This window comes from Pseudomonas sp. R1-15, assembly GCF_051132085.1.
Taxonomy (GTDB): domain Bacteria; phylum Pseudomonadota; class Gammaproteobacteria; order Pseudomonadales; family Pseudomonadaceae; genus Aquipseudomonas.
In genome coordinates this window covers 966939-986057 of record NZ_CP071660.1, presented here as the reverse complement: position 1 = coordinate 986057, position 19119 = coordinate 966939, and the positions used below count along the sequence as shown (strand labels likewise).

The 19119-nt window shown below is 61.2% G+C and carries 18 protein-coding genes; 5 read left to right on the top strand and 13 right to left on the bottom strand.

The annotated features are described in order from the left end of the window. Window positions 1-155: 155 nt before the first annotated feature. The 3 genes from cysN to J3P97_RS04190 form a co-directional block, all read right to left on the bottom strand. Window positions 156-2054, bottom strand: coding sequence for a sulfate adenylyltransferase subunit CysN (gene cysN, locus J3P97_RS04200; RefSeq protein ID WP_434673545.1), 1899 nt, complete (start codon window positions 2052-2054; stop codon window positions 156-158). A gap of 9 nt (window positions 2055-2063) precedes the next feature. Further along, window positions 2064-2981, bottom strand: a complete 918-nt coding sequence (gene cysD, locus J3P97_RS04195) for a sulfate adenylyltransferase subunit CysD (RefSeq protein WP_007912374.1) — start codon at window positions 2979-2981, stop codon at window positions 2064-2066. 251 nt (window positions 2982-3232) lie between these two features. Next, window positions 3233-3991, bottom strand: a complete 759-nt coding sequence (locus tag J3P97_RS04190; protein ID WP_434569790.1) for a Nif3-like dinuclear metal center hexameric protein — start codon at window positions 3989-3991, stop codon at window positions 3233-3235. Window positions 3992-4095: 104 nt separating this feature from the next. On the opposite strand from J3P97_RS04190, the gene algW reads away from it, so the two are divergent. The 3 genes from algW (at window position 4096) to J3P97_RS04175 (ending at window position 8351) form a co-directional block, all read left to right on the top strand. After that, window positions 4096-5256, top strand: coding sequence for a Do family serine endopeptidase AlgW (algW, locus tag J3P97_RS04185; RefSeq protein WP_305496771.1), 1161 nt, complete (start codon window positions 4096-4098; stop codon window positions 5254-5256). A gap of 255 nt (window positions 5257-5511) precedes the next feature. Then, window positions 5512-7617, top strand: a complete 2106-nt coding sequence (locus J3P97_RS04180) for a TonB-dependent siderophore receptor (RefSeq protein WP_434673544.1) — start codon at window positions 5512-5514, stop codon at window positions 7615-7617. Window positions 7618-7631: 14 nt separating this feature from the next. Then, complete coding sequence (locus J3P97_RS04175) at window positions 7632-8351, top strand: DUF4198 domain-containing protein (RefSeq protein ID WP_434673543.1); 720 nt, start codon at window positions 7632-7634, stop codon at window positions 8349-8351. Between the two features lie 1014 nt (window positions 8352-9365). On the opposite strand, the gene hisC is transcribed toward J3P97_RS04175, so the two are convergent. The 10 genes from hisC to J3P97_RS04125 form a co-directional block, all read right to left on the bottom strand. Continuing rightward, window positions 9366-10418 (bottom strand): histidinol-phosphate transaminase, encoded by a 1053-nt coding sequence (hisC, locus tag J3P97_RS04170; protein ID WP_434673542.1) that lies wholly within the window; start codon window positions 10416-10418, stop codon window positions 9366-9368. A 1-nt stretch (window position 10419) separates the two neighbouring features. Further along, window positions 10420-11757, bottom strand: coding sequence for a histidinol dehydrogenase (hisD, locus tag J3P97_RS04165; RefSeq protein ID WP_434569794.1), 1338 nt, complete (start codon window positions 11755-11757; stop codon window positions 10420-10422). Window positions 11758-11881: 124 nt separating this feature from the next. Continuing rightward, window positions 11882-12517, bottom strand: coding sequence for an ATP phosphoribosyltransferase (hisG, locus tag J3P97_RS04160; protein WP_434673541.1), 636 nt, complete (start codon window positions 12515-12517; stop codon window positions 11882-11884). 129 nt (window positions 12518-12646) lie between these two features. Further along, window positions 12647-13912 (bottom strand): UDP-N-acetylglucosamine 1-carboxyvinyltransferase, encoded by a 1266-nt coding sequence (gene murA / locus J3P97_RS04155; protein ID WP_434569795.1) that lies wholly within the window; start codon window positions 13910-13912, stop codon window positions 12647-12649. Window positions 13913-13934: 22 nt separating this feature from the next. Further along, window positions 13935-14174, bottom strand: a complete 240-nt coding sequence (locus tag J3P97_RS04150) for a BolA family protein (RefSeq protein ID WP_090281791.1) — start codon at window positions 14172-14174, stop codon at window positions 13935-13937. A 114-nt stretch (window positions 14175-14288) separates the two neighbouring features. After that, window positions 14289-14594, bottom strand: coding sequence for an STAS domain-containing protein (locus J3P97_RS04145; protein WP_434604994.1), 306 nt, complete (start codon window positions 14592-14594; stop codon window positions 14289-14291). An 8-nt stretch (window positions 14595-14602) separates the two neighbouring features. Then, window positions 14603-15256: an MlaC/ttg2D family ABC transporter substrate-binding protein gene (locus J3P97_RS04140; RefSeq protein WP_434569796.1), complete on the bottom strand. Its 654-nt coding sequence runs from the start codon at window positions 15254-15256 to the stop codon at window positions 14603-14605. A gap of 11 nt (window positions 15257-15267) precedes the next feature. Further along, window positions 15268-15735, bottom strand: a complete 468-nt coding sequence (mlaD, locus tag J3P97_RS04135) for an outer membrane lipid asymmetry maintenance protein MlaD (protein WP_030139861.1) — start codon at window positions 15733-15735, stop codon at window positions 15268-15270. Next, window positions 15735-16532: a lipid asymmetry maintenance ABC transporter permease subunit MlaE gene (mlaE, locus tag J3P97_RS04130; protein WP_434561153.1), complete on the bottom strand. Its 798-nt coding sequence runs from the start codon at window positions 16530-16532 to the stop codon at window positions 15735-15737. The genes mlaD and mlaE overlap by 1 nt, the downstream gene beginning before the upstream one ends. Beyond that, window positions 16532-17341, bottom strand: a complete 810-nt coding sequence (locus J3P97_RS04125) for an ATP-binding cassette domain-containing protein (RefSeq protein WP_434673540.1) — start codon at window positions 17339-17341, stop codon at window positions 16532-16534. The genes mlaE and J3P97_RS04125 overlap by 1 nt, the downstream gene beginning before the upstream one ends. A gap of 273 nt (window positions 17342-17614) precedes the next feature. Here J3P97_RS04125 and J3P97_RS04120 point away from each other — a divergent pair, with 273 nt between their 5' ends. Both J3P97_RS04120 and J3P97_RS04115 read left to right on the top strand, forming a co-directional pair. Then, window positions 17615-18589, top strand: coding sequence for a KpsF/GutQ family sugar-phosphate isomerase (locus J3P97_RS04120; RefSeq protein ID WP_434673539.1), 975 nt, complete (start codon window positions 17615-17617; stop codon window positions 18587-18589). After that, complete coding sequence (locus J3P97_RS04115; RefSeq protein WP_305496788.1) at window positions 18590-19114, top strand: KdsC family phosphatase; 525 nt, start codon at window positions 18590-18592, stop codon at window positions 19112-19114. Window positions 19115-19119 lie beyond the last annotated feature (5 nt).

Here is a 19119-nt window from a genome sequence, read left to right as displayed (position 1 = left end):
GGCCTCATCGCGAGCAAGCTCGCTCCCACAGGGTATGTGTGAGCGCCACGAATCTACTGTGGGAGCGAGCTTGCTCGCGATAGCAATTTTCCAGACAACAAAAAAGCCCGCGGATGATCACTCATCTGCGGGCTTTTCATTTACAGCGCTGATCCTTAGATCGCCCCACGCTTGCGCAGCAGATCCAGCACCTGCTTGACGCTCTCTTCCAGGGTCAGCGACTGGGTGTCGATCACAAGATCAGCATCCAGCGGCACGTCATACGGGAAGGACTCGCCCGGGATGTTGTCGCCGGCGGCGGCGTACAGCCCTTGCGGATCACGCTGGGCGCACACCGTCGGCGAGGCCTGGACGTAGACTGTCAGCAGGCGCTCGCGGCCGATCAGGTCCTTGGCCTGCTCGCGCCCTTCGGCACTCGGTGCAACGAACGCGGCCAGGGTCAACAGGCCCGCTTCGTTGAACTGACGGGCGACGTGAGCCGCACGACGCCAGTTCTCGGTGCGCCCGGCACGGTCCTGCGGCAAGCCTTTATTCAGGTCGTGACGCAGGTTTTGACCATCGAGCACGAACACCGCGCGGCCCATGTCGAACAGCTTGCGCTCCACCGCATAGGCCAGCGTGCTCTTGCCCGCGCCCGACAGGCCGCTGAACAGCACGGTGGCCGGCTGCTGGCCGAAGCGCTGGGTGCGTTCTTCCACCGACACATGGGCCAGTTTGCCATGGTGCGTACTGCTGCCGTGGGCCAGCGGCTGGGCGACGATCATGCCGGCACCGACGGTGCCGTTGGTCAGGCGGTCGATGATGATGAAGGCGCCCGTGGTGCGGTTGCTCTCGTAACCGTCCAGGGCGATCGGCGCATCCAGGGCGATCTTCACCTTGCCGATTTCGTTGAGCTGTAACGCGCTGGCCGGGCCTTCCTCAAGGGTGTTCACATCGACCTTGTTGACGATGCTGGCAATCGAGCCGGGCACGTAACTGGTGGCGCGCTTGATGTCGTACTTCTTGCCCGGCAGCATCGGCTCTTCGGCCATCCACACCAGCATCGCTTCGAAGCTGTCGGTCACCGGCGGAACGTTGTCGGCGTGTACCAGCAGGTCGCCACGGGAGATATCGATCTCGTCTTCCATGGTCAACGTCACAGCCTGGCCTGGGCCGGCGTGTTCCAGCTCGCCCTCGAAGGTGACGATGGATTTCACGCGGCTGCTCTTGCCCGACGGCAGCACTACCACTTCGTCGCCCTTGTGCACGATGCCACTGGCAAGGGTGCCGGCGAAACCGCGGAAGTTCAGGTTCGGACGGTTGACGTACTGCACCGGGAAACGCAGGTCGGAGAAGTTGCGGTCGCCCGCCACTTCCACGGTCTCGAGAATTTCCATCAGCGACTGGCCGGTGTACCACGGCGAACGCTCGGACCTGTTCACCACGTTGTCGCCCTTGAGCGCCGACATCGGCACGAAGTGCATGCTGGTGGGCTTCATCTTCAAGCCTTCGGCGAATTTCAGGTAGTCGGCCTTGATCGACTCGAATACGCCCTGGTCGAAGTCCTTGAGGTCCATCTTGTTGATGGCCACGACGATGTGCTTGATGCCCAGCAACGAGGCGATGAAGCTGTGGCGACGGGTCTGGGTCTGCACGCCGTAGCGGGCGTCCACGAGGATGATCGCCAGGTCACAGGTGGAGGCACCGGTGGCCATGTTGCGGGTGTACTGCTCATGGCCGGGCGTGTCGGCGATGATGAATTTACGCTTGGCGGTGGAGAAATAGCGGTAGGCGACATCGATGGTGATGCCTTGCTCGCGCTCGGCCTGCAGGCCGTCGACCAGCAACGCCAAGTCGATGTCGTCACCGGTGGTGCCGACTTTCTTCGAATCGCGAGTGATCGCTTCCAGATGATCTTCGTAGATCATCTTCGAGTCGTGCAGCAGGCGCCCGATCAGGGTGCTCTTGCCGTCGTCGACGTTACCGCAGGTCAAAAAGCGCAGCAGCTCTTTACGTTCGTGCTGGCCCAGGTAGGCGAGGATGTCCTCGCTGATCAAATCAGATGCGTGCGACATGACAACCCCTTAGAAATAACCCTGACGTTTCTTGTCTTCCATCGAGCCTGCGCCATCGTGGTCGATGACCCGGCCCTGGCGCTCGGAAGTTCGCGTCAGGAGCATTTCCTGAATGATGTCCGTCAGGCTTTCGGCCTCGGACTCCACCGCGCCCGTCAACGGGTAGCAGCCAAGGGTACGGAAACGCACTTTCTTCTTGACGATGCGCGCCTTGTCTTCATCGGACAGGTGCTCGAGGATGCGCTCGTCGTCGATCATGATCAGCGTGCCGTTCTTCTCGATCACTTCCCGCTCGGCGGCGAAGTACAGCGGCACGATCGGGATACCTTCGAGGTAGATGTACTGCCAGATGTCCAGCTCGGTCCAGTTCGACAGCGGGAAGACGCGGATCGACTCCCCCTTGTTGACCTTGCCGTTATAGACGTTCCACAGCTCGGGGCGCTGGTTCTTCGGGTCCCAGCGGTGCTTGCTGTCGCGGAACGAGTAGACGCGCTCCTTGGCGCGGGACTTCTCTTCATCGCGACGGGCGCCGCCGAATGCAGCGTCGAAACCATGCTTGTCGAGCGCCTGCTTCAGGCCCTCGGTCTTCATGATGTCGGTGTGCTTGGCGCTACCGTGGGTGAACGGGTTGATGTTCTGCGCGACGCCGTCCGGGTTGATGTGGGTGATCAGGTCCAAGCCCAGTTCTTCGACCATCTTGTCGCGGAACTTGTACATCTCCTGGAATTTCCAGCGGGTGTCGACGTGCATCACCGGAAACGGCAGCTTGCCGGGGAAAAACGCCTTGCGTGCCAGGTGCAGCATCACGGCGGAGTCTTTACCGATGGAGTACAGCATCACCGGGTTATCGAACTCGGCGGCCACCTCGCGGATAATGTGGATGCTTTCCGCCTCCAGCTGTTTCAGATGCGTCAGTTTGTCGACCATGGCTACTCACGAAAGCTTTCTTATGAACGGCCAGCGGGCCGTGTTCGAGCGGGGAATCCTAGCACAGCGACCTCTTCTAATCAGGGCGCCAACTAGATCGAAACAGCATATGGATATGCCTGCGGGTTCGGGCGCGTTCAGGTATCAATGTGGGAGCGAGCCCGCTCGCGAAAGCGGTGCGTCAGTCAATACCCATGTGTCTGTTATAACGCTTTCGCGAGCAGGCTCGCTCCCACAGGGGTGACCAGCAGTCAGATGGGATTCGGGCAATCGATGAAGATGTGCTCCAGCGCGAAGCGTCGCGCCAGATAGTCACCCAGCGCCTGGACGCCGTAGCGCTCGGTCGCATGATGCCCGGCGGCGATGAAGCTGATGCCGTTCTCCCGGGCGCTGTGGAAGGTCTGCTCCGACGCTTCGCCGCTGAGATACAGGTCAACCCCGGCGAGTACCGCCTGATCAATGTAGCCCTGGCCGCCGCCGGTGCACCAGCCCACCCGGCGGATCATCTGCTCGCCTTCGATCAACAACGGCTCGCGCCCCATCACTTCCTGGACCTTGCGGGCGAAATCCCGGGGCGTCATCGGCTCGGACAAGGAGCCGACCAGGCCGACGATTTTCGGATTCTCCGGATCCAGCGGCCCCTCGACGGTGATGTCCAGCTGCCGGGCCAGTTGCACGTTATTGCCCACCTCGGGGTGCAGATCCAGCGGCAGGTGGTAAGCCAGGAGGCTGATTTCGTGCTTGAGCAGCGTTTTCAGGCGCCGCTGCTTCATGCCGGTGATGCACGGGTTCTCACCCTTCCAGAAATAACCATGATGCACCAGCACCAGGTCGGCGCTGGCCTCCACGGCGGCGTCGAGCAGTGCCTGGCTGGCGGTCACGCCGCTGACGATGCGCATCACCTGCGGCGCGCCCTCGACCTGCAAGCCATTGGGGCAGTAATCGGCGACCCGGCTGCTTGCCAGGTACCGGTCCGCTTCTTCAACCAGGGTGCTCAGGGCTACGGCCATAAAAAGACTCCTAAATATCCCGTTCAGAGGCGTGCGCGGCCTCGTATAATGCGCGACATTATGGGCGGTCCCATTCCGCCTGCAACCTTTGTAGGACGTGCTTAATGCTCAAGGCGCTGCGTTTTTCCGGCTGGCCGCTGTTGGCCGGCGTACTTGTCGCACTACTGATTATCCAGCGCTACCCGGAATGGGTCGGCTTGCCAAGCCTCGACGTCAATCTGCAACAGGCACCGCAGGCCAAGGCTCCGCAGCAGGGCCCCGTGTCCTATGCGGATGCGGTGACCCTCGCCGCGCCGGCGGTGGTCAACCTGTACACCACCAAGGTCGTCAACAAGTCCGGTCACCCGCTGTTCGAGGACCCGCAATTCCGACGCTTCTTTGGTGACAATTCCCCCAAGCAGAAGCGCATGGAATCAAGCCTGGGCTCGGGCGTCATCATGAGCCCGGAAGGCTACATCCTGACCAACAACCACGTCACCAGTGGTGCCGACCAGATCGTGGTGGCACTCAAGGACGGTCGTGAAACCCTGGCGCGGGTGATCGGCAGCGACCCGGAAACCGATCTGGCCGTGCTGAAGATCGATTTGAAAAACCTGCCGGCAATCACCATCGGCCGTTCCGACAGCATCCGTATTGGCGACGTGGCCCTGGCGATCGGCAACCCGTTCGGCGTCGGCCAGACCGTAACCATGGGGATCATCAGCGCCACCGGTCGCAACCAGTTGGGCCTGAACAACTACGAGGATTTCATCCAGACCGACGCCGCGATCAATCCCGGTAACTCCGGTGGTGCGCTGGTGGATGCCAATGGCAATCTCACCGGGATCAATACGGCGATCTTCTCCAAGTCCGGCGGCAGCCAGGGCATTGGCTTCGCCATTCCGGTGAAGCTGGCCATGGAGGTGATGAAGTCGATCATCGAGCACGGCCAGGTGATTCGCGGCTGGTTGGGCATTGAAGTCCAGCCGCTGACCCAGGAACTGGCGGAGTCCTTTGGCTTGTCCGGGCGCCCCGGCATCGTCGTGGCGGGGATTTTCCGCGACGGTCCGGCCCAGAAAGCCGGCCTGCAATTGGGCGACGTGATCCTCAGCATCGACGGCGAACCGGCCGGCGACGGCCGCCGCTCGATGAACCAGGTGGCGCGGATCAAGCCCACCGACAAGGTCACCATCCAGGTGATGCGCAACGGCAAGGAGCTCAAGCTCACCGCCGAGATCGGCCTGCGTCCACCGCCGGCACCCGTGGTGCTCAAGGAAGAAGAGTAAAACTGCATCCCCCCGTGGCGAGGGAGCTTGCTCCCGCTGGGTCGCGCAGCGGCCCTAAAACCTGTCACCTCAAAACTATCAGACCGACCGCATCCGATCCTGCTGGGGCCGCTTCGCCCGAAGCGTCGGACCGACCCAGCGGGAGCAAGCTCCCTCGCCACAAAAACTATCCGCGAATCGCAGGAGCCAGAAATAGCATAAATTCTCATTAGTAGTGTTATATTGTTTCAATACTAAAAATTGGAACAACATAACATGTCATCCTTCAAACGGATTTCCGCTGCCAGCCTCGCCCTGGGCCTGCTCGGTGATCCCGCCTTCGCCGAAGAAAGTCAGCCCCTGGAACTGGACGCCATCAACGTCACGTCCGAGTACGAATCCCCTACCGGCCCCGTTTCAGGTTATCGCGCCACCCGCTCCGCCAGCGCGACCAAAACCGACACCGCCCTGCGTGACGTACCCCAATCCATCAGCGTGATTCCTGCCAGCGTGCTCAAGGACCTGGGCAGCACCAGCGTCGAACGGGCGCTGGAATATGCCGGTGGCGTATCGAAGCAGAACAATTTCGGCGGCCTGACGCTTTATGAATACAGCGTGCGCGGCTTTACCACGTCGGAGTTCTACAAGGATGGCTTCAGCGCCAACCGCGGTTACCCAAGCACCCCGGACGCCGCCAATATCGAACGCATCGAAGTTCTGAAGGGCCCGGCGGCCAGCCTTTATGGTCGGGGAGACCCTGGCGGGACGGTGAATATTGTCACCAAGAAACCCCAACCCGAAGCCTTCACCACACTGCAGACCAGCGCAGGCAGCTGGGACCGCTATCGCACCGCGCTGGACGTCAATACGCCACTGGACGCCGAAGGCAACCTGCTTTCGCGAGTAAACCTGGCGGTGGAGGACAACCACAGCTTCCGTGATCACGTCGACAGCAAGCGCGTCTTCGTGGCCCCGTCCATCAGTTGGCAACTGAGCCCGGACACTCGACTGCTGGTGGAAAGCGAAGTCGTGCGCCACAGCTCGACGTTCGATCGCGGCATCGTCGCTCCGAATAATCGCTGGGGTGGCGTCTCACGCTCGACTTTCCTCGGCGAACCCAACGACGGCGACATCGACAATCACAACAACATGCTCCAGGCCGCCCTTGAGCATCAGCTCAACGATACCTGGCAACTGCGTCTGGCCAGCCATTACAAGCAGGGTGAACTCTGGGGCTTCGCCTCAGAGGCGCGCGCCCTGAACGCCGACGGCCACACCGTGAACCGTCGCTACCGCGAGCGCGACAACGATTGGCACGACAGCATCACTCAGTTGGAACTGCGCGGCCAGTTCGACCTCGGCCCTTGGCAACATGAACTGCTGATCGGTACGGAATACGAGGACTACCGCAAGAACGAGCGCGTGACGACCATCGCCGGCAGCGCTTATCCCATCGACATTTACAACCCGATCTACGGCCAGCCGAAACCCAACGGCACGCGCTCCGGCACGGATTTCTTCGAGCATGTCGAAAGCAGGGCCCTGAACCTGCAAGACCAAATCGTCTTCACCGACAAACTGCGCGGCCTGCTTGGCGTGCGTTACGAGCACTTCGAGCAGAGCATCGACAATCATGTCAACGACGTCACCAGCCGTCAGCGCCATGACGCCCTGACGCAACGCGCGGGGCTGCTGTATCAACTGACGCCTGAAGTCGGGCTGTTCGCCAACGCCTCCACTTCGTTCAAGCCCAATAACGGCCTGGATGCCAGTGGCAAGACCTTCGACCCGGAGGAAGGTGTCGGTTATGAACTCGGAATCAAGAGTGAGCTATTCGACGATCGCCTGAGCACCACCCTGGCGGCTTTTCATATAGAGAAGGAAAACGTCCTGACCCAAGTCGCCGGAACCGACTTCAGCCGCGCCGTGGGCAAGGCCCGCAGCCAGGGCATCGACCTGCAGATCACCGGCCAGGTGACCGACGCCGTGCGGGTAATTGGCGCCTTCGCCTACATCGATGCCGAAGTGACCAAGGGCGACGAGCAGATTCCCGAGGGCAGCCGGATCCTCGGCGTCGCCAAGCGCAGCGGCAGCCTGCTGGGGGTCTACCAATTCCAGGACGGCCACCTGCGCGGCTCGGACGTTGGCGCGGCATTCACTTATGTCGGTGATCGCTCGGGCGAGGCCGGCAAGGACTTCGAACTGCCGGCCTACCACACCGTGGATCTGCTGGCCCATTACAAGGCCAGTGACAACGTCACCGTCGGCCTGAACCTGAACAACGTCCTCGACGAAAAATACTACGAACGCTCCTACAGCAATTACTGGATCACCCCCGGCGATCCGCGCAACGTCACTGTCAGCCTCACCCTCGATCTATAAAAAGGAAAATCAGCATGAAATACCCCAAGACCTTTGCCCTGCTCGGTATGCTCCTGGCTATCGACGCCTCGGCCCATGGCCTGTGGACCGAACAACGCCGCGGCAATATCGAGGTGATCTACGGCCACGGCGCCGAAGACAACGCCTTCAAGGCGCAGAAAATCAGTGGCGCCTGGGCCTACGACCTCGGCGGCAAGATGATCCCGGTCACGGTGGAGCGTTTGTCGGACCACGCGCGCCTGCAGCCGCTCAAGCCGCCGGCCGTGCTAGCGGTCGCCCTGGACAACGGCATGTGGTCGCAGACCGCCGACAAGAAATGGACCAACGAAGGCCGCAGCAAAGTGCCTGGGGCGATTGAATCAACCCAGACCTTCAAATACAGCCTGGCGATCTACGAGCCGGGCGCCAAGCTGCCGAAGCTCGAACCGATCAAGTTCGTGATCCTGCCGGAAGTCGACCCGCTGACCGTCGGCCCCGGCCAATCGCTGCCGGTGCGGGTGCTGCTCGACGGCAAACCGGCGGCCGGCGTGAAGCTGGTCGGCGACTACCGCAGCGCACCGAACACCGTGAGCACTGAAACCGACGCCGAAGGCCGGGCCAAGGTGCTGGTGCGCAATGAAGGTTTGAACGTGATCGCCGCAAGCATGGAAATCCCGCTCAAGGACAACAAGGACGTGGCGACGCGCGGGGTGTTTACTTCGCTGACATTCCTGGGTGAGCCGCATCACGAGTGAGGCTCGAAAACTGCGGGAGCTGAGCCGACGCCTTCGCGAGCAGGCTCGCTCCCACAGGCGATTTGCTGTGTTGCCAACCTCCGGCCCGCCTGGAAACACATGTGGGAGCGAGCCTGCTCGCGAAAGCGTCAGTTCAGCCACCCTTGAAGTGACAGACAGTCAGCCATCGCGAGCAGGCTCGCTCCCACAGGGGATTGGCTATGTTGCCGATCTGTTGGACAGCCTGGGAAACACATGTGGGAGCGAGCTTGCTCGCGAAAGCGTCGGTTCAGCCACCCTTGAAGTGACAGACACTCAGCCTTCGCGAGCAGGCTCGCTCCCACAGGGGATTTGGCTGTGTTGCTGACCTTCCGGACACTCTGAAACACATGTGGGAGCGAGCTTGCTCGCGAAAGCGTCGGTTCAGCCACTCTTGAAGTGACAGACACTCAGCCATCGCGAGCAAGCTCGCTCCCACAGGGGATTTGGCTGTGTTGCCGATCTGTTGGACACCCTGGAACACACATGTGGGAGCGAGCCTGCTCGCGAAAGCGTCAGTTCAGCCACCCTTGAAGTGACAGACAGTCAGCCATCGCGAGCAGGCTCGCTCCCACAGGGGATTGGCTATGTTGCCGATCTGTTGGACACCCTGGGAAACACATGTGGGAGCGAGCTTGCTCGCGAAAGCGTCGGTTCAGCCACCCTTGAAGTGACAGACACTCAGCCTTCGCGAGCAGGCTCGCTCCCACAGGGGATTTGGCTGTGTTGCTGACCTTCCGGACACTCTGAAACACATGTGGGAGCGAGCTTGCTCGCGAAAGCGTCGGTTCAGCCACTCTTGAAGTGACAGACACTCAGCCATCGCGAGCAAGCTCGCTCCCACAGGGGATTTGGCTGTGTTGCCGATCTGTTGGACACCCTGGAACACACATGTGGGAGCGAGCCTGCTCGCGAAAGCGTCAGTTCAGCCACCCTTGAAGTGACAGACAGTCAGCCATCGCGAGCAGGCTCGCTCCCACAGGGCCGTGTTGAAGGTTAGAGCTCGCCCATAGCCTCGATCAGTGCCTGGTTCTGCTCCGGTGTGCCGATGCTGATCCGCAGGAACTGGGCGATGCGCGCCTGCTTGAAATGCCGCACGATCACGCCCTTCTCGCGCAGTTTCGCCGCCAGCCCCGCCGCGTCATGTCGGGGGTGACGGGCGAAGATGAAGTTGGCCGCCGACGGCAGTACTTCAAAACCCCTGGCTTCAAGCTGCCCAACTACCCATTCGCGGTGCTCGATGACCGACCGGCAGGTCTGGTCAAAATACTCGCGATCATCGAACGCTGCCGCGCCGCCGACATTCGCCAGGCGATCCAGCGGGTAGGAGTTGAAGCTGTTCTTGATCCGCTCCAATGCTTCGATCAAGTCCGGATGGCCCACCGCCAGGCCCACGCGCAGCCCCGCCAGCGAGCGTGACTTGGACAGGGTTTGTGTCACCAGCAGGTTCGGATAACGATCCACCAGGCTGATGGCCGTCTCGCCGCCGAAGTCGATATAGGCCTCGTCGACCACCACCACCGAATCCGGGCTGGCCTTTAGGATCTGCTCGACCGCTTCCAGCGCGAGCAGGCAGCCTGTCGGCGCATTCGGGTTGGGGAAAATGATCCCGCCATTAGGCTTGGCGTAGTCGGCCGGGTCGATCCGGAATTGCTCATCCAGCGGCACCGCATCGAACTGGATACCGTACAGCCCGCAATAAACCGGATAGAAGCTGTAGCTGATGTCCGGGAACAACAACGGCTGATCGTGCTGCAACAAGCCGTGGAAAATGTGCGCCAGCACTTCATCCGAACCGTTGCCCAGGAACACCTGGTTGGTCTGCACTGCGTAATACCGGGCCACGGCGCTTTTCAGCAAATCACTGTTGGGGTCCGGATACAGGCGCAGATTGTCGTTCAGCTCGGTCTGCATCGCGGCCAAGGCCTTGGGCGATGGGCCGTAGGGATTTTCGTTGGTGTTGAGCTTGACCAGCCGGGTCAGCTTCGGCTGTTCACCCGGCACGTAGGGCACCAGGTTCTTGACGAACGGGCTCCAGAATTTACTCATTTCAGTTCCCCTGCCCTTCAATGGATGGCTCGTCAAGAATGCGGTACTCGGCGCTACGGGCGTGGGCGCTCAGCGATTCGCCGCGGGCCAGCACCGAAGCGGTCTTGCCCAGTTCGGACGCGCCCTGCTCGGAGCAGAAGATGATCGACGAACGTTTCTGGAAATCGTAAACGCCCAGCGGCGACGAGAAACGCGCGGTGCCGGAGGTCGGCAGCACGTGGTTGGGGCCCGCGCAATAATCACCCAATGCCTCGGACGTGTGACGGCCCATGAAGATCGCACCGGCATGGCGAATCTTCGGCAGCCAGGCTTGCGGGTCGGCCACCGACAACTCCAGGTGTTCCGGCGCGATGCGGTTGGCGACCTCGATGGCCTGCTCCATGTCTTCGACCTTGATCAGCGCTCCACGGCCATTGATCGAGGTGTTGATGATCTCGGCGCGGTCCATGGTCGGCAGCAGCTTAACGATACTGGCAGCGACCTTGTCGAGGAACCCGGCATCCGGACTGACCAGGATGGCCTGGGCATCTTCGTCGTGCTCGGCCTGTGAGAACAGGTCCATGGCGATCCAGTCCGGGTCGGTCTGGCCGTCGCAGACCACGAGGATCTCCGAAGGGCCGGCGATCATGTCGATGCCGACCTGGCCAAATACGTGGCGCTTGGCGGTGGCGACATAGATATTGCCCGGCCCGACCACCTTGTCGACCCGCGGCACGCTTTCGGTGCCATAGGCCAACGCAGCCACGGCCTGCGCACCGCCGATGGTGAACACTCGGTCGACGCCGGCGATGCAGGCGGCCGCCAACACCAGTTCGTTGATTTCCCCGCGCGGGGTCGGGACGACCATGACCACTTCGGTCACGCCAGCCACCTTGGCCGGAATCGCGTTCATCAACACCGAAGACGGATAGGAGGCCTTGCCACCCGGCACATACAGGCCGGCGCGGTCCAGCGGCGTGACCTTCTGGCCAAGCACCGTGCCATCGGCTTCGGTGTAGCTCCAGGAATCCTGCTTCTGTCTTTCGTGATAGCTGCGCACGCGGGACGCAGCTTTTTCCAAGGCTTCGCGCTGGGGCACGGTGATTCGGGTCAGGGCAAGCTCCAGGCGCTCGCGCGGCAGGATCAGGTCGGCCATCGAGGCGACTTGCAGGCCGTCGAACTTCTGGGTGAACTCCACCAGTGCGGCATCACCACGCTCGCGTACGGCTTTGATAATGTCGAGCACACGCTGATTGACCGAGTCGTCGGACACACTCTCCCAGCTCAGCAGATGATCCAGATGATGTGCGAAATCCGGGTCGGCAGCGTTGAGTCGGCGAATCGAGGTGGGAGCGGTCATGGCGAGGGCCTCATTAATGGCAAATGCTCAGGCGCCCTAAGCTACCAGTCCATTCGCGTGGGCACCTGAGAAAATTGGCTATGACGCGGATAGACGGGCGCGACGCAGAAGTCGCGCAGGTGAATCAGCCGCGGTGTCGCGATTCCACTGCCTTGCGCAGGGTATCGATCAGAGCCTGGATGCGGGCGTGCTGCATTTTCATCGAAGCCTTGTTGACGACCAGCCGGGAGGTGACGTCGGCGATGAAATCCTGCGGCTCAAGACCATTGGCCCGTAACGTATTGCCGGTGTCGACGACGTCGATGATCTTATCCGCCAGGCCGATCAGCGGCGCCAGCTCCATCGAACCGTAGAGCTTGATGATGTCGACCTGACGGCCTTGTTCGGCGTAGTAACGCTTGGCAATGTTGACGAACTTGGTCGCCACCCGCAGGCGGCCCTTGGGCTCGGAGGCGCCGACCTTGCCGGCGGTCATGAGCTTGCAGCGGGCGATCCGCAGGTCCAGCGGCTCGTAAAGGCCCTGGCCGCCATACTCCATCAGCACGTCCTTGCCGGCTACGCCCAGATCGGCGGCGCCATGTTCCACATAGGTCGGCACATCGGTGGCGCGCACGATCAACAAGCGCACGTCGGCCTGGGTCGTAGAAATGATCAGCTTGCGGCTCTTGTCCGGATTCTCGGTCGGCACGATGCCCGCTTCGGCCAGAAGCGGCAGGGTGTCGTCAAGGATGCGGCCCTTGGACAGTGCGATGGTCAACATGGGAAACGTCAGTCCTTATCAAGGTACTCATGCCTGGTCGCAAGCGGCGCCAGACAGACATCGAGGGTGCAACCACCCTCGATGTGAAACGAAATCAGAGGGCACCTCCTTGTGCCCGTTCAGCCGGTACTAGCCCGGTACGCGACGGATCTTGGCGCCGAGCATCTGCAGCTTCTCTTCGATGCACTCGTAGCCACGGTCGATGTGGTAGATGCGGTCGATCAGCGTGTCGCCTTCGGCAACCAGTGCAGAGATGACCAGGCTGGCCGAAGCCCGCAGGTCGGTCGCCATGACAGGCGCGCCTTTCAGTTTTTCGGTCCCGGTGACGATGGCCGTGTTGCCTTCGACCTGGATCCTGGCGCCCATGCGGTGCAGCTCGTAGACGTGCATGAAACGGTTTTCGAAGATCGTCTCGATCACCGCGCCCGTGCCTTCGGCAATGGCGTTGAGGGAGATGAACTGCGCCTGCATGTCAGTCGGGAACGCCGGGTATGGAGCGGTCCGCACGTTGACGGCTTTCGGCCGCTTGCCGTGCATGTTCACTTCGATCCAGTCCTCACCGCAGGTGACTTCGGCACCGGCTTCCTTGAGTTTTTCCAGGACGGCCTCGAGGATGGTCGGATCGGTGTCCTTGACCTTGACGCGACCACCGGTGACGGCGGCGGCTACCAGGTAGGTGCCGGTTTCGATACGGTCCGGCATCACTTTATAGGTGGCCGAGTGCAGGCGCTCGACGCCATCGATGGTGATGGTGTCGGTGCCGGCGCCGCTGATCCTGGCGCCCATGGCGATCAGGAAGTTCGCCAGGTCGACGACTTCAGGCTCGCGGGCAGCGTTTTGCAGCACGCTGCGGCCCTTGGCAAGGGCGGCGGCCATCATGATGTTTTCGGTACCGGTCACGCTGACGGTGTCGAAGAAGAAATGCGCGCCACGCAGGCCGCCTTCAGGCGCCTTGGCCTTGATGTAGCCGCCTTCGACGTCGATCACCGCGCCCATGGCTTCGAGGCCTCGGATGTGCAGGTCCACCGGACGCGAACCGATGGCGCAACCGCCAGGCAAGGCGACTTCGGCTTCACCGAAACGAGCGACCATCGGGCCGAGTACCAGGATCGACGCACGCATGGTCTTCACCAGTTCGTACGGCGCGATCAGGGTCTTGATGGTGCGCGGGTCGATTTCGACGCTGAGCTTCTCGTCGATTACAGGCTCAATGCCCATGCGACCGAACAGCTCGATCATCGTGGTGATGTCGTGCAGGTGCGGCAGGTTGGCCACGGTCACCGGGCCATCGCACAGCAGCGTCGCGGCCAGGATCGGCAGGGCGGAGTTCTTTGCCCCGGAAATACGGATTTCGCCATCAAGACGAACGCCGCCGGTAATAATCAGTTTATCCATAAGAATCTCGAGGCCCTTGGGCTCAGGTGCGCTCGGCCCAGGCCGCGCGGCTGAAAAATTTCATCGTGACCGCGTGGATGCTGCCATCGGCGATCCATGGGTTCAAATGGGCATAGATGCTCTGCTGACGCTTCACTGGGCTCAACGCCGCCAGTTCATCGCTGATCACGTTCAACTGGAAGTTGCAGCCTTCGCCTTCAACTTCTACCTGCGTATCAGGCAGCTTTCCTTCAAGAAAGCTCTTCACTTCTACAGCCTGCATGCTCAACCTCAATCGGCGCCCTGTGCGCACGGGTCGCACATCATACAAAAAAGCCCCGCGCCTGCGAACCCCGCGAAGCAGGACTCTGACAGGGGGCGCTTCCAGCGATGTGGGTCAGGGATGCGCCAACAGCTCGGTCAATTCGCTGACCTGGGCTATTTCGCGCATGTCTTCGGGCATCCCGCGGATGCTCCACGTCTTGCCGGCGGCCCTGGCGTCGCGCATGAAGCACAGCAGTAGCGACAGGCCGACGCTGCTGGACTTCTGCACACCCGAACAGTCGATTACCAGTTCAGCGGCCCTCGCGGACTTGATCAGCGCCTGGCCCTGCTTGCGCAAACCAGGGCCGGTACGGTAATCCAGCACGCCACTGAGCAGCAGCTCGCCGGCCTCGCTCAGGCGAATGGCCGATTCACTCACCGGCTCATTCATTGTTGCTGCTTCTCTTGGGCGTCTTCGGCAACTTCCTTGGCCTTGGCGACTTCACCGGCCCAACCGTTGATGGTCTTGTCCAGGTCATTGCCATTGCGCTGCATCGCATCGGCGAACTGGTCACGGAACAACTTGCCGATGTTGATGCCGTTGATGATCACGTTGCGTACTTTCCACTCGCCGTTGATTTTCTCGAGTGTGTAGGAAACCGGGTAAACGGCGCCATTGTTGCCCTTGACCGTCATGCCGACGCTGGTGCGCTCGCCTGACTCATCCTTGGCCGGGTCGACCGTGATCCCCTGGTTGTTGTACTCGAGCAAGGCGTTGCCATAGAACTGGAACAGGCTGCGCTTGAAGTTTTCCTGGAAGCGGGTCATCTGCGCGGGCGTAGCCTTGCGCGAATACTTGACGGTCATGATGCTCTTGGAAATACCGTCGGCATCCACCACCGGCCCGACGATACGATTCAAGGACTCGTAGAATGCGCTCGGGTCCTGCTTGTACTTTTCCTTGTTCGCCGACAGATCGGCCAACAGTTGGTCGGTGGTCGTCTTGATGATGTCGTGCGCCGAAGGCGCCGCCACGGCGTTGCCCATCAGCGGCAGCGCCGCCAGCAGGACCAGCAGGCTGCGTCGAAGGATAGAGATCATTCAAAAGCTCCTCATTTGGCGTCTTTGCTAACGGTATTGAGCAGGAATTTACCGATCAGGTCCTCAAGCACCAGCGACGACTGCGTGTCGTGAATGGTCCCGCCATCCTTGAGCAGGGTGTCTTCCCCGCCCACGCTGATACCGATGTATTTCTCACCCAACAGCCCAGCCGTGAGAATAGATGCAGTGGAGTCAGTCGGCAGGTTATCCACGCGCTTTTCCAGCTGCAGCGTCACCCGACCGGTGAAACTGTCGCGATCCAGATCGATTGCCGTGACCTTGCCGATGGTCACACCGGCCATGGTCACCTTGGCTCTGACCGTCAAACCGGCGATATTGTCAAAATAAGCATAAAGTTTATAAGTATCGGTGCTTGCGGTCGGCGCCAGTCCACTGACCCGCAGGGCCAGCAACAGCAAAGCCAGGATGCCAGCCAGCAGGAAAAGGCCGACACCGATTTCCAGGGTGCGGTTTTGCATCAGAAATCTCCAAACATCAAGGCGGTCAGAATAAAGTCAAGGCCCAGGACGGCCAACGAGGCGTATACCACGGTCTTGGTTGTGGCACGGCTGATCCCCTCTGACGTGGGCTCACAGTCATAACCTTGAAACACGGCGATCCAGGTCACCACGAAAGCGAATACGGCACTCTTGATCACACCGTTGAGCACATCGTCGAGAAAATCGACGCTGTTCTGCATGTTGGCCCAGTAGGAGCCTTCATAGACCCCCAGCCAATCGACGGCAACCCATGAGCCGCCCCAGATCCCCACGACGCTGAAGATCATTGCCAGCACCGGCAGGGAAATGAAGCCGGCCCACAAGCGCGGGGCAATGATGTACTTGAGCGGGTCGACCCCGATCATTTCCAGGCTGGACAGCTGTTCGGTGGACTTCATGTTACCGATTTCGGCCGTCAACGCTGAACCGGCGCGCCCGGCAAACAGCAGTGCCGTGACCACGGGGCCGAGCTCACGCAGCAAGGTCAGCGCAACCATCTGCCCGACCGCCTGCTCCGAACCGTAGCTGGACAATATGCTGAAGCCCTGGAGCGCCAGGACCATGCCGATGAAAATCCCCGAGACGACGATGATCACCAGGGACATCACCCCCACCGAATGCAGTTGCTTGACCAGCAGGCCAAAACCGCCGCCGGTCGAGTTGCGACCGAGCAAGGCATGCATCAGGAACAGCGAGGAACGCCCCAGCACTGCCACCACGTCGATGCCGGAGCGACCGAACAGGCGGACTCTTTCTATTAATGACTTCTTGCGCATCAGCGCTTCCCCAGCAGATCGGTACGGTAATCCGTGGCCGGAAAATGGAACGCCACCGGGCCGTCCGGATCACCTTTCATGAATTGGCGAATACGCGGGTTGTCCGAATCCTTCAACTCCTGGGGCGTGCCCTGCCCCAGCACCTGGCCATCGCCGACCACATAGATGTAGTCAGCGATGCTCGCGGTTTCGGCCAGATCGTGGGACACCACGATACTGGTGATGCCCAGCGCATCGTTGAGCAAGCGGATCAGGCGCACCAGCACGCCCATGGCGATAGGGTCCTGCCCGACGAAGGGCTCGTCGTACATGAGGATCTGCGGATCGAGGGCAATCGCCCGAGCCAACGCGACCCGACGCTTCATGCCACCGGACAGTTCGTCCGGCATTAGCTCCAGGGCACCGCGCAGCCCGACGGCCTGCAATTTGAGCAGGACGATGTCGCGGATTATCTCTTCCGGCAGTTCCGTATGGACCCGCAGGGGAAACGCCACGTTTTCGAACACGTCGAGATCGGTAAACAGCGCACCGCTCTGGAACAGCACGCCCATATGCTTGCGCGCATCGAACAGATCGCTGCGCGACAATTCCGGAAGATTCTGGCCATTGACCCAGACTTCGCCGGCGCTGGGGCGCAATTGTGCCCCCATCAGGCGCAGCAGCGTGGTCTTGCCGCAGCCGGAAGGCCCCATGATGCCGGTCACCTTGCCGCGTGGGATGCGAATATCGATGTCATTAAAAATGCTGCGCGTCCCTCGCTTGAAGGACAGCCCCTTCAGCTCGACCGCGTAGGCGTTGTCGGCACTCATCTAAACTCCTTGCGATGCAGCCTCATATTCGGATGTCCCGGCCAGCCGACAAACGCCGGTAACGCCGGGCACACGAACCGGCGGCGAACTATATCACTGCAACGGCCAAGCGCCCAAGGCCGGCGCCCGCCCGTTAAGCCTTGCTTGAGGTAAAACGTCACATTTCATGTCAAGCGTTGGGGCTGCCTGAACAAAGCATGACGAACTAACGTGAGGGAATCGTTCATTGCCGGTATAATCGCCGCCTTTTCATCGGGCTATACGATTTCTGACATGAGCCAATCCAGCGAACTGATTCAATCGGCACAACGTACCCTCCGCCTCGAACTCGAAGCCGTGCAAGGTTTGCTGGCCCATATCGATGCTGATTTCGTACGCGCGTGCGAGATGATTCTGTCCAGCAAGGGCCGCGTGGTGGTGGTAGGCATGGGCAAATCCGGGCACATCGGCAACAAGATTGCCGCGACCCTGGCCAGCACCGGCACCCCGGCGTTTTTTGTCCATCCTGCCGAAGCCAGCCACGGTGACATGGGCATGATCACTCGGGACGACATCATCCTGGCATTGTCGAACTCCGGCTCCACCAATGAAATCGTTACCCTGCTGCCGCTGATCAAGCGCCTGGGCATCCAGCTGATCAGCCTCACCGGCAATCCCGACTCGCCGCTGGCCAAGGCCGCCGAGGTGAACCTCAACGTGCATGTCGAACACGAAGCCTGCCCGCTGAACCTGGCACCCACCTCTTCCACCACGGCGGCGCTGGTCATGGGCGACGCCCTGGCCGTGGCCTTGCTGGAAGCCAGGGGCTTCACCGCCGAGGATTTCGCTTTCTCCCACCCCGGTGGCGCCCTGGGCCGCCGGCTGCTGCTCAAGGTCGAGAACGTGATGCACGCGGGGGAGGCATTGCCGCAGATACAACGTGGCACGCTGCTCAAGGACGCCCTCATGGAAATGACCCGCAAGGGGCTGGGCATGACCGTTATTCTAGAGACGGACGGCAAGCTCGCCGGGATCTTCACCGACGGCGACCTGCGTCGCACCCTGGATCGCACCATCGATATCCACAGCACGACCATCGATGAGGTCATGACCCCCCACGGCAAGACGGCCCGGGCCGAGATGCTGGCCGCCGAAGCCTTGAAGATCATGGAAGACCACAAGATCAGCGCCCTGGTGGTGGTCGACGACGAAGACCGCCCGGTGGGCGCCCTGAATATGCACGACTTGCTGCGTGCGGGAGTCATGTAAATGAGCACAGACCTGTTGCAACGCGGCAAAGCAATCAAACTGGCAGTGTTCGACGTGGATGGTGTGCTGACCGATGGCCGCCTGTATTTCCTCGAAGACGGCAGCGAATTCAAGACGTTCAACACCCTTGATGGCCAGGGCATCAAGATGCTGATGGCCACCGGCGTGCAGACCGCTATCATCAGCGGTCGCAAGACCCCGGTGGTCGAACGGCGCGCGAAGAACCTCGGCATCCCGCACCTGTATCAGGGGCGCGAAGACAAATTGGTGGTGCTGGATGAACTCCTCGGCCAACTCAATCTAAGCTATGAGCAGGTCGCCTACCTCGGTGACGATCTGCCAGACCTTCCGGTGATCCGCCGTGTCGGCCTGGGCATGGCAGTGGCCAACGCGGCTGCCTTCGTACGCGAGCACGCCCATGGCGTCACCACGGCGAGGGGCGGCGAAGGCGCGGCCCGCGAATTCTGTGAACTGATCCTGCGTGCCCAGGGCCACCTCGAAGCGGCCAACGCCGCGTACCTGTGAGCCAC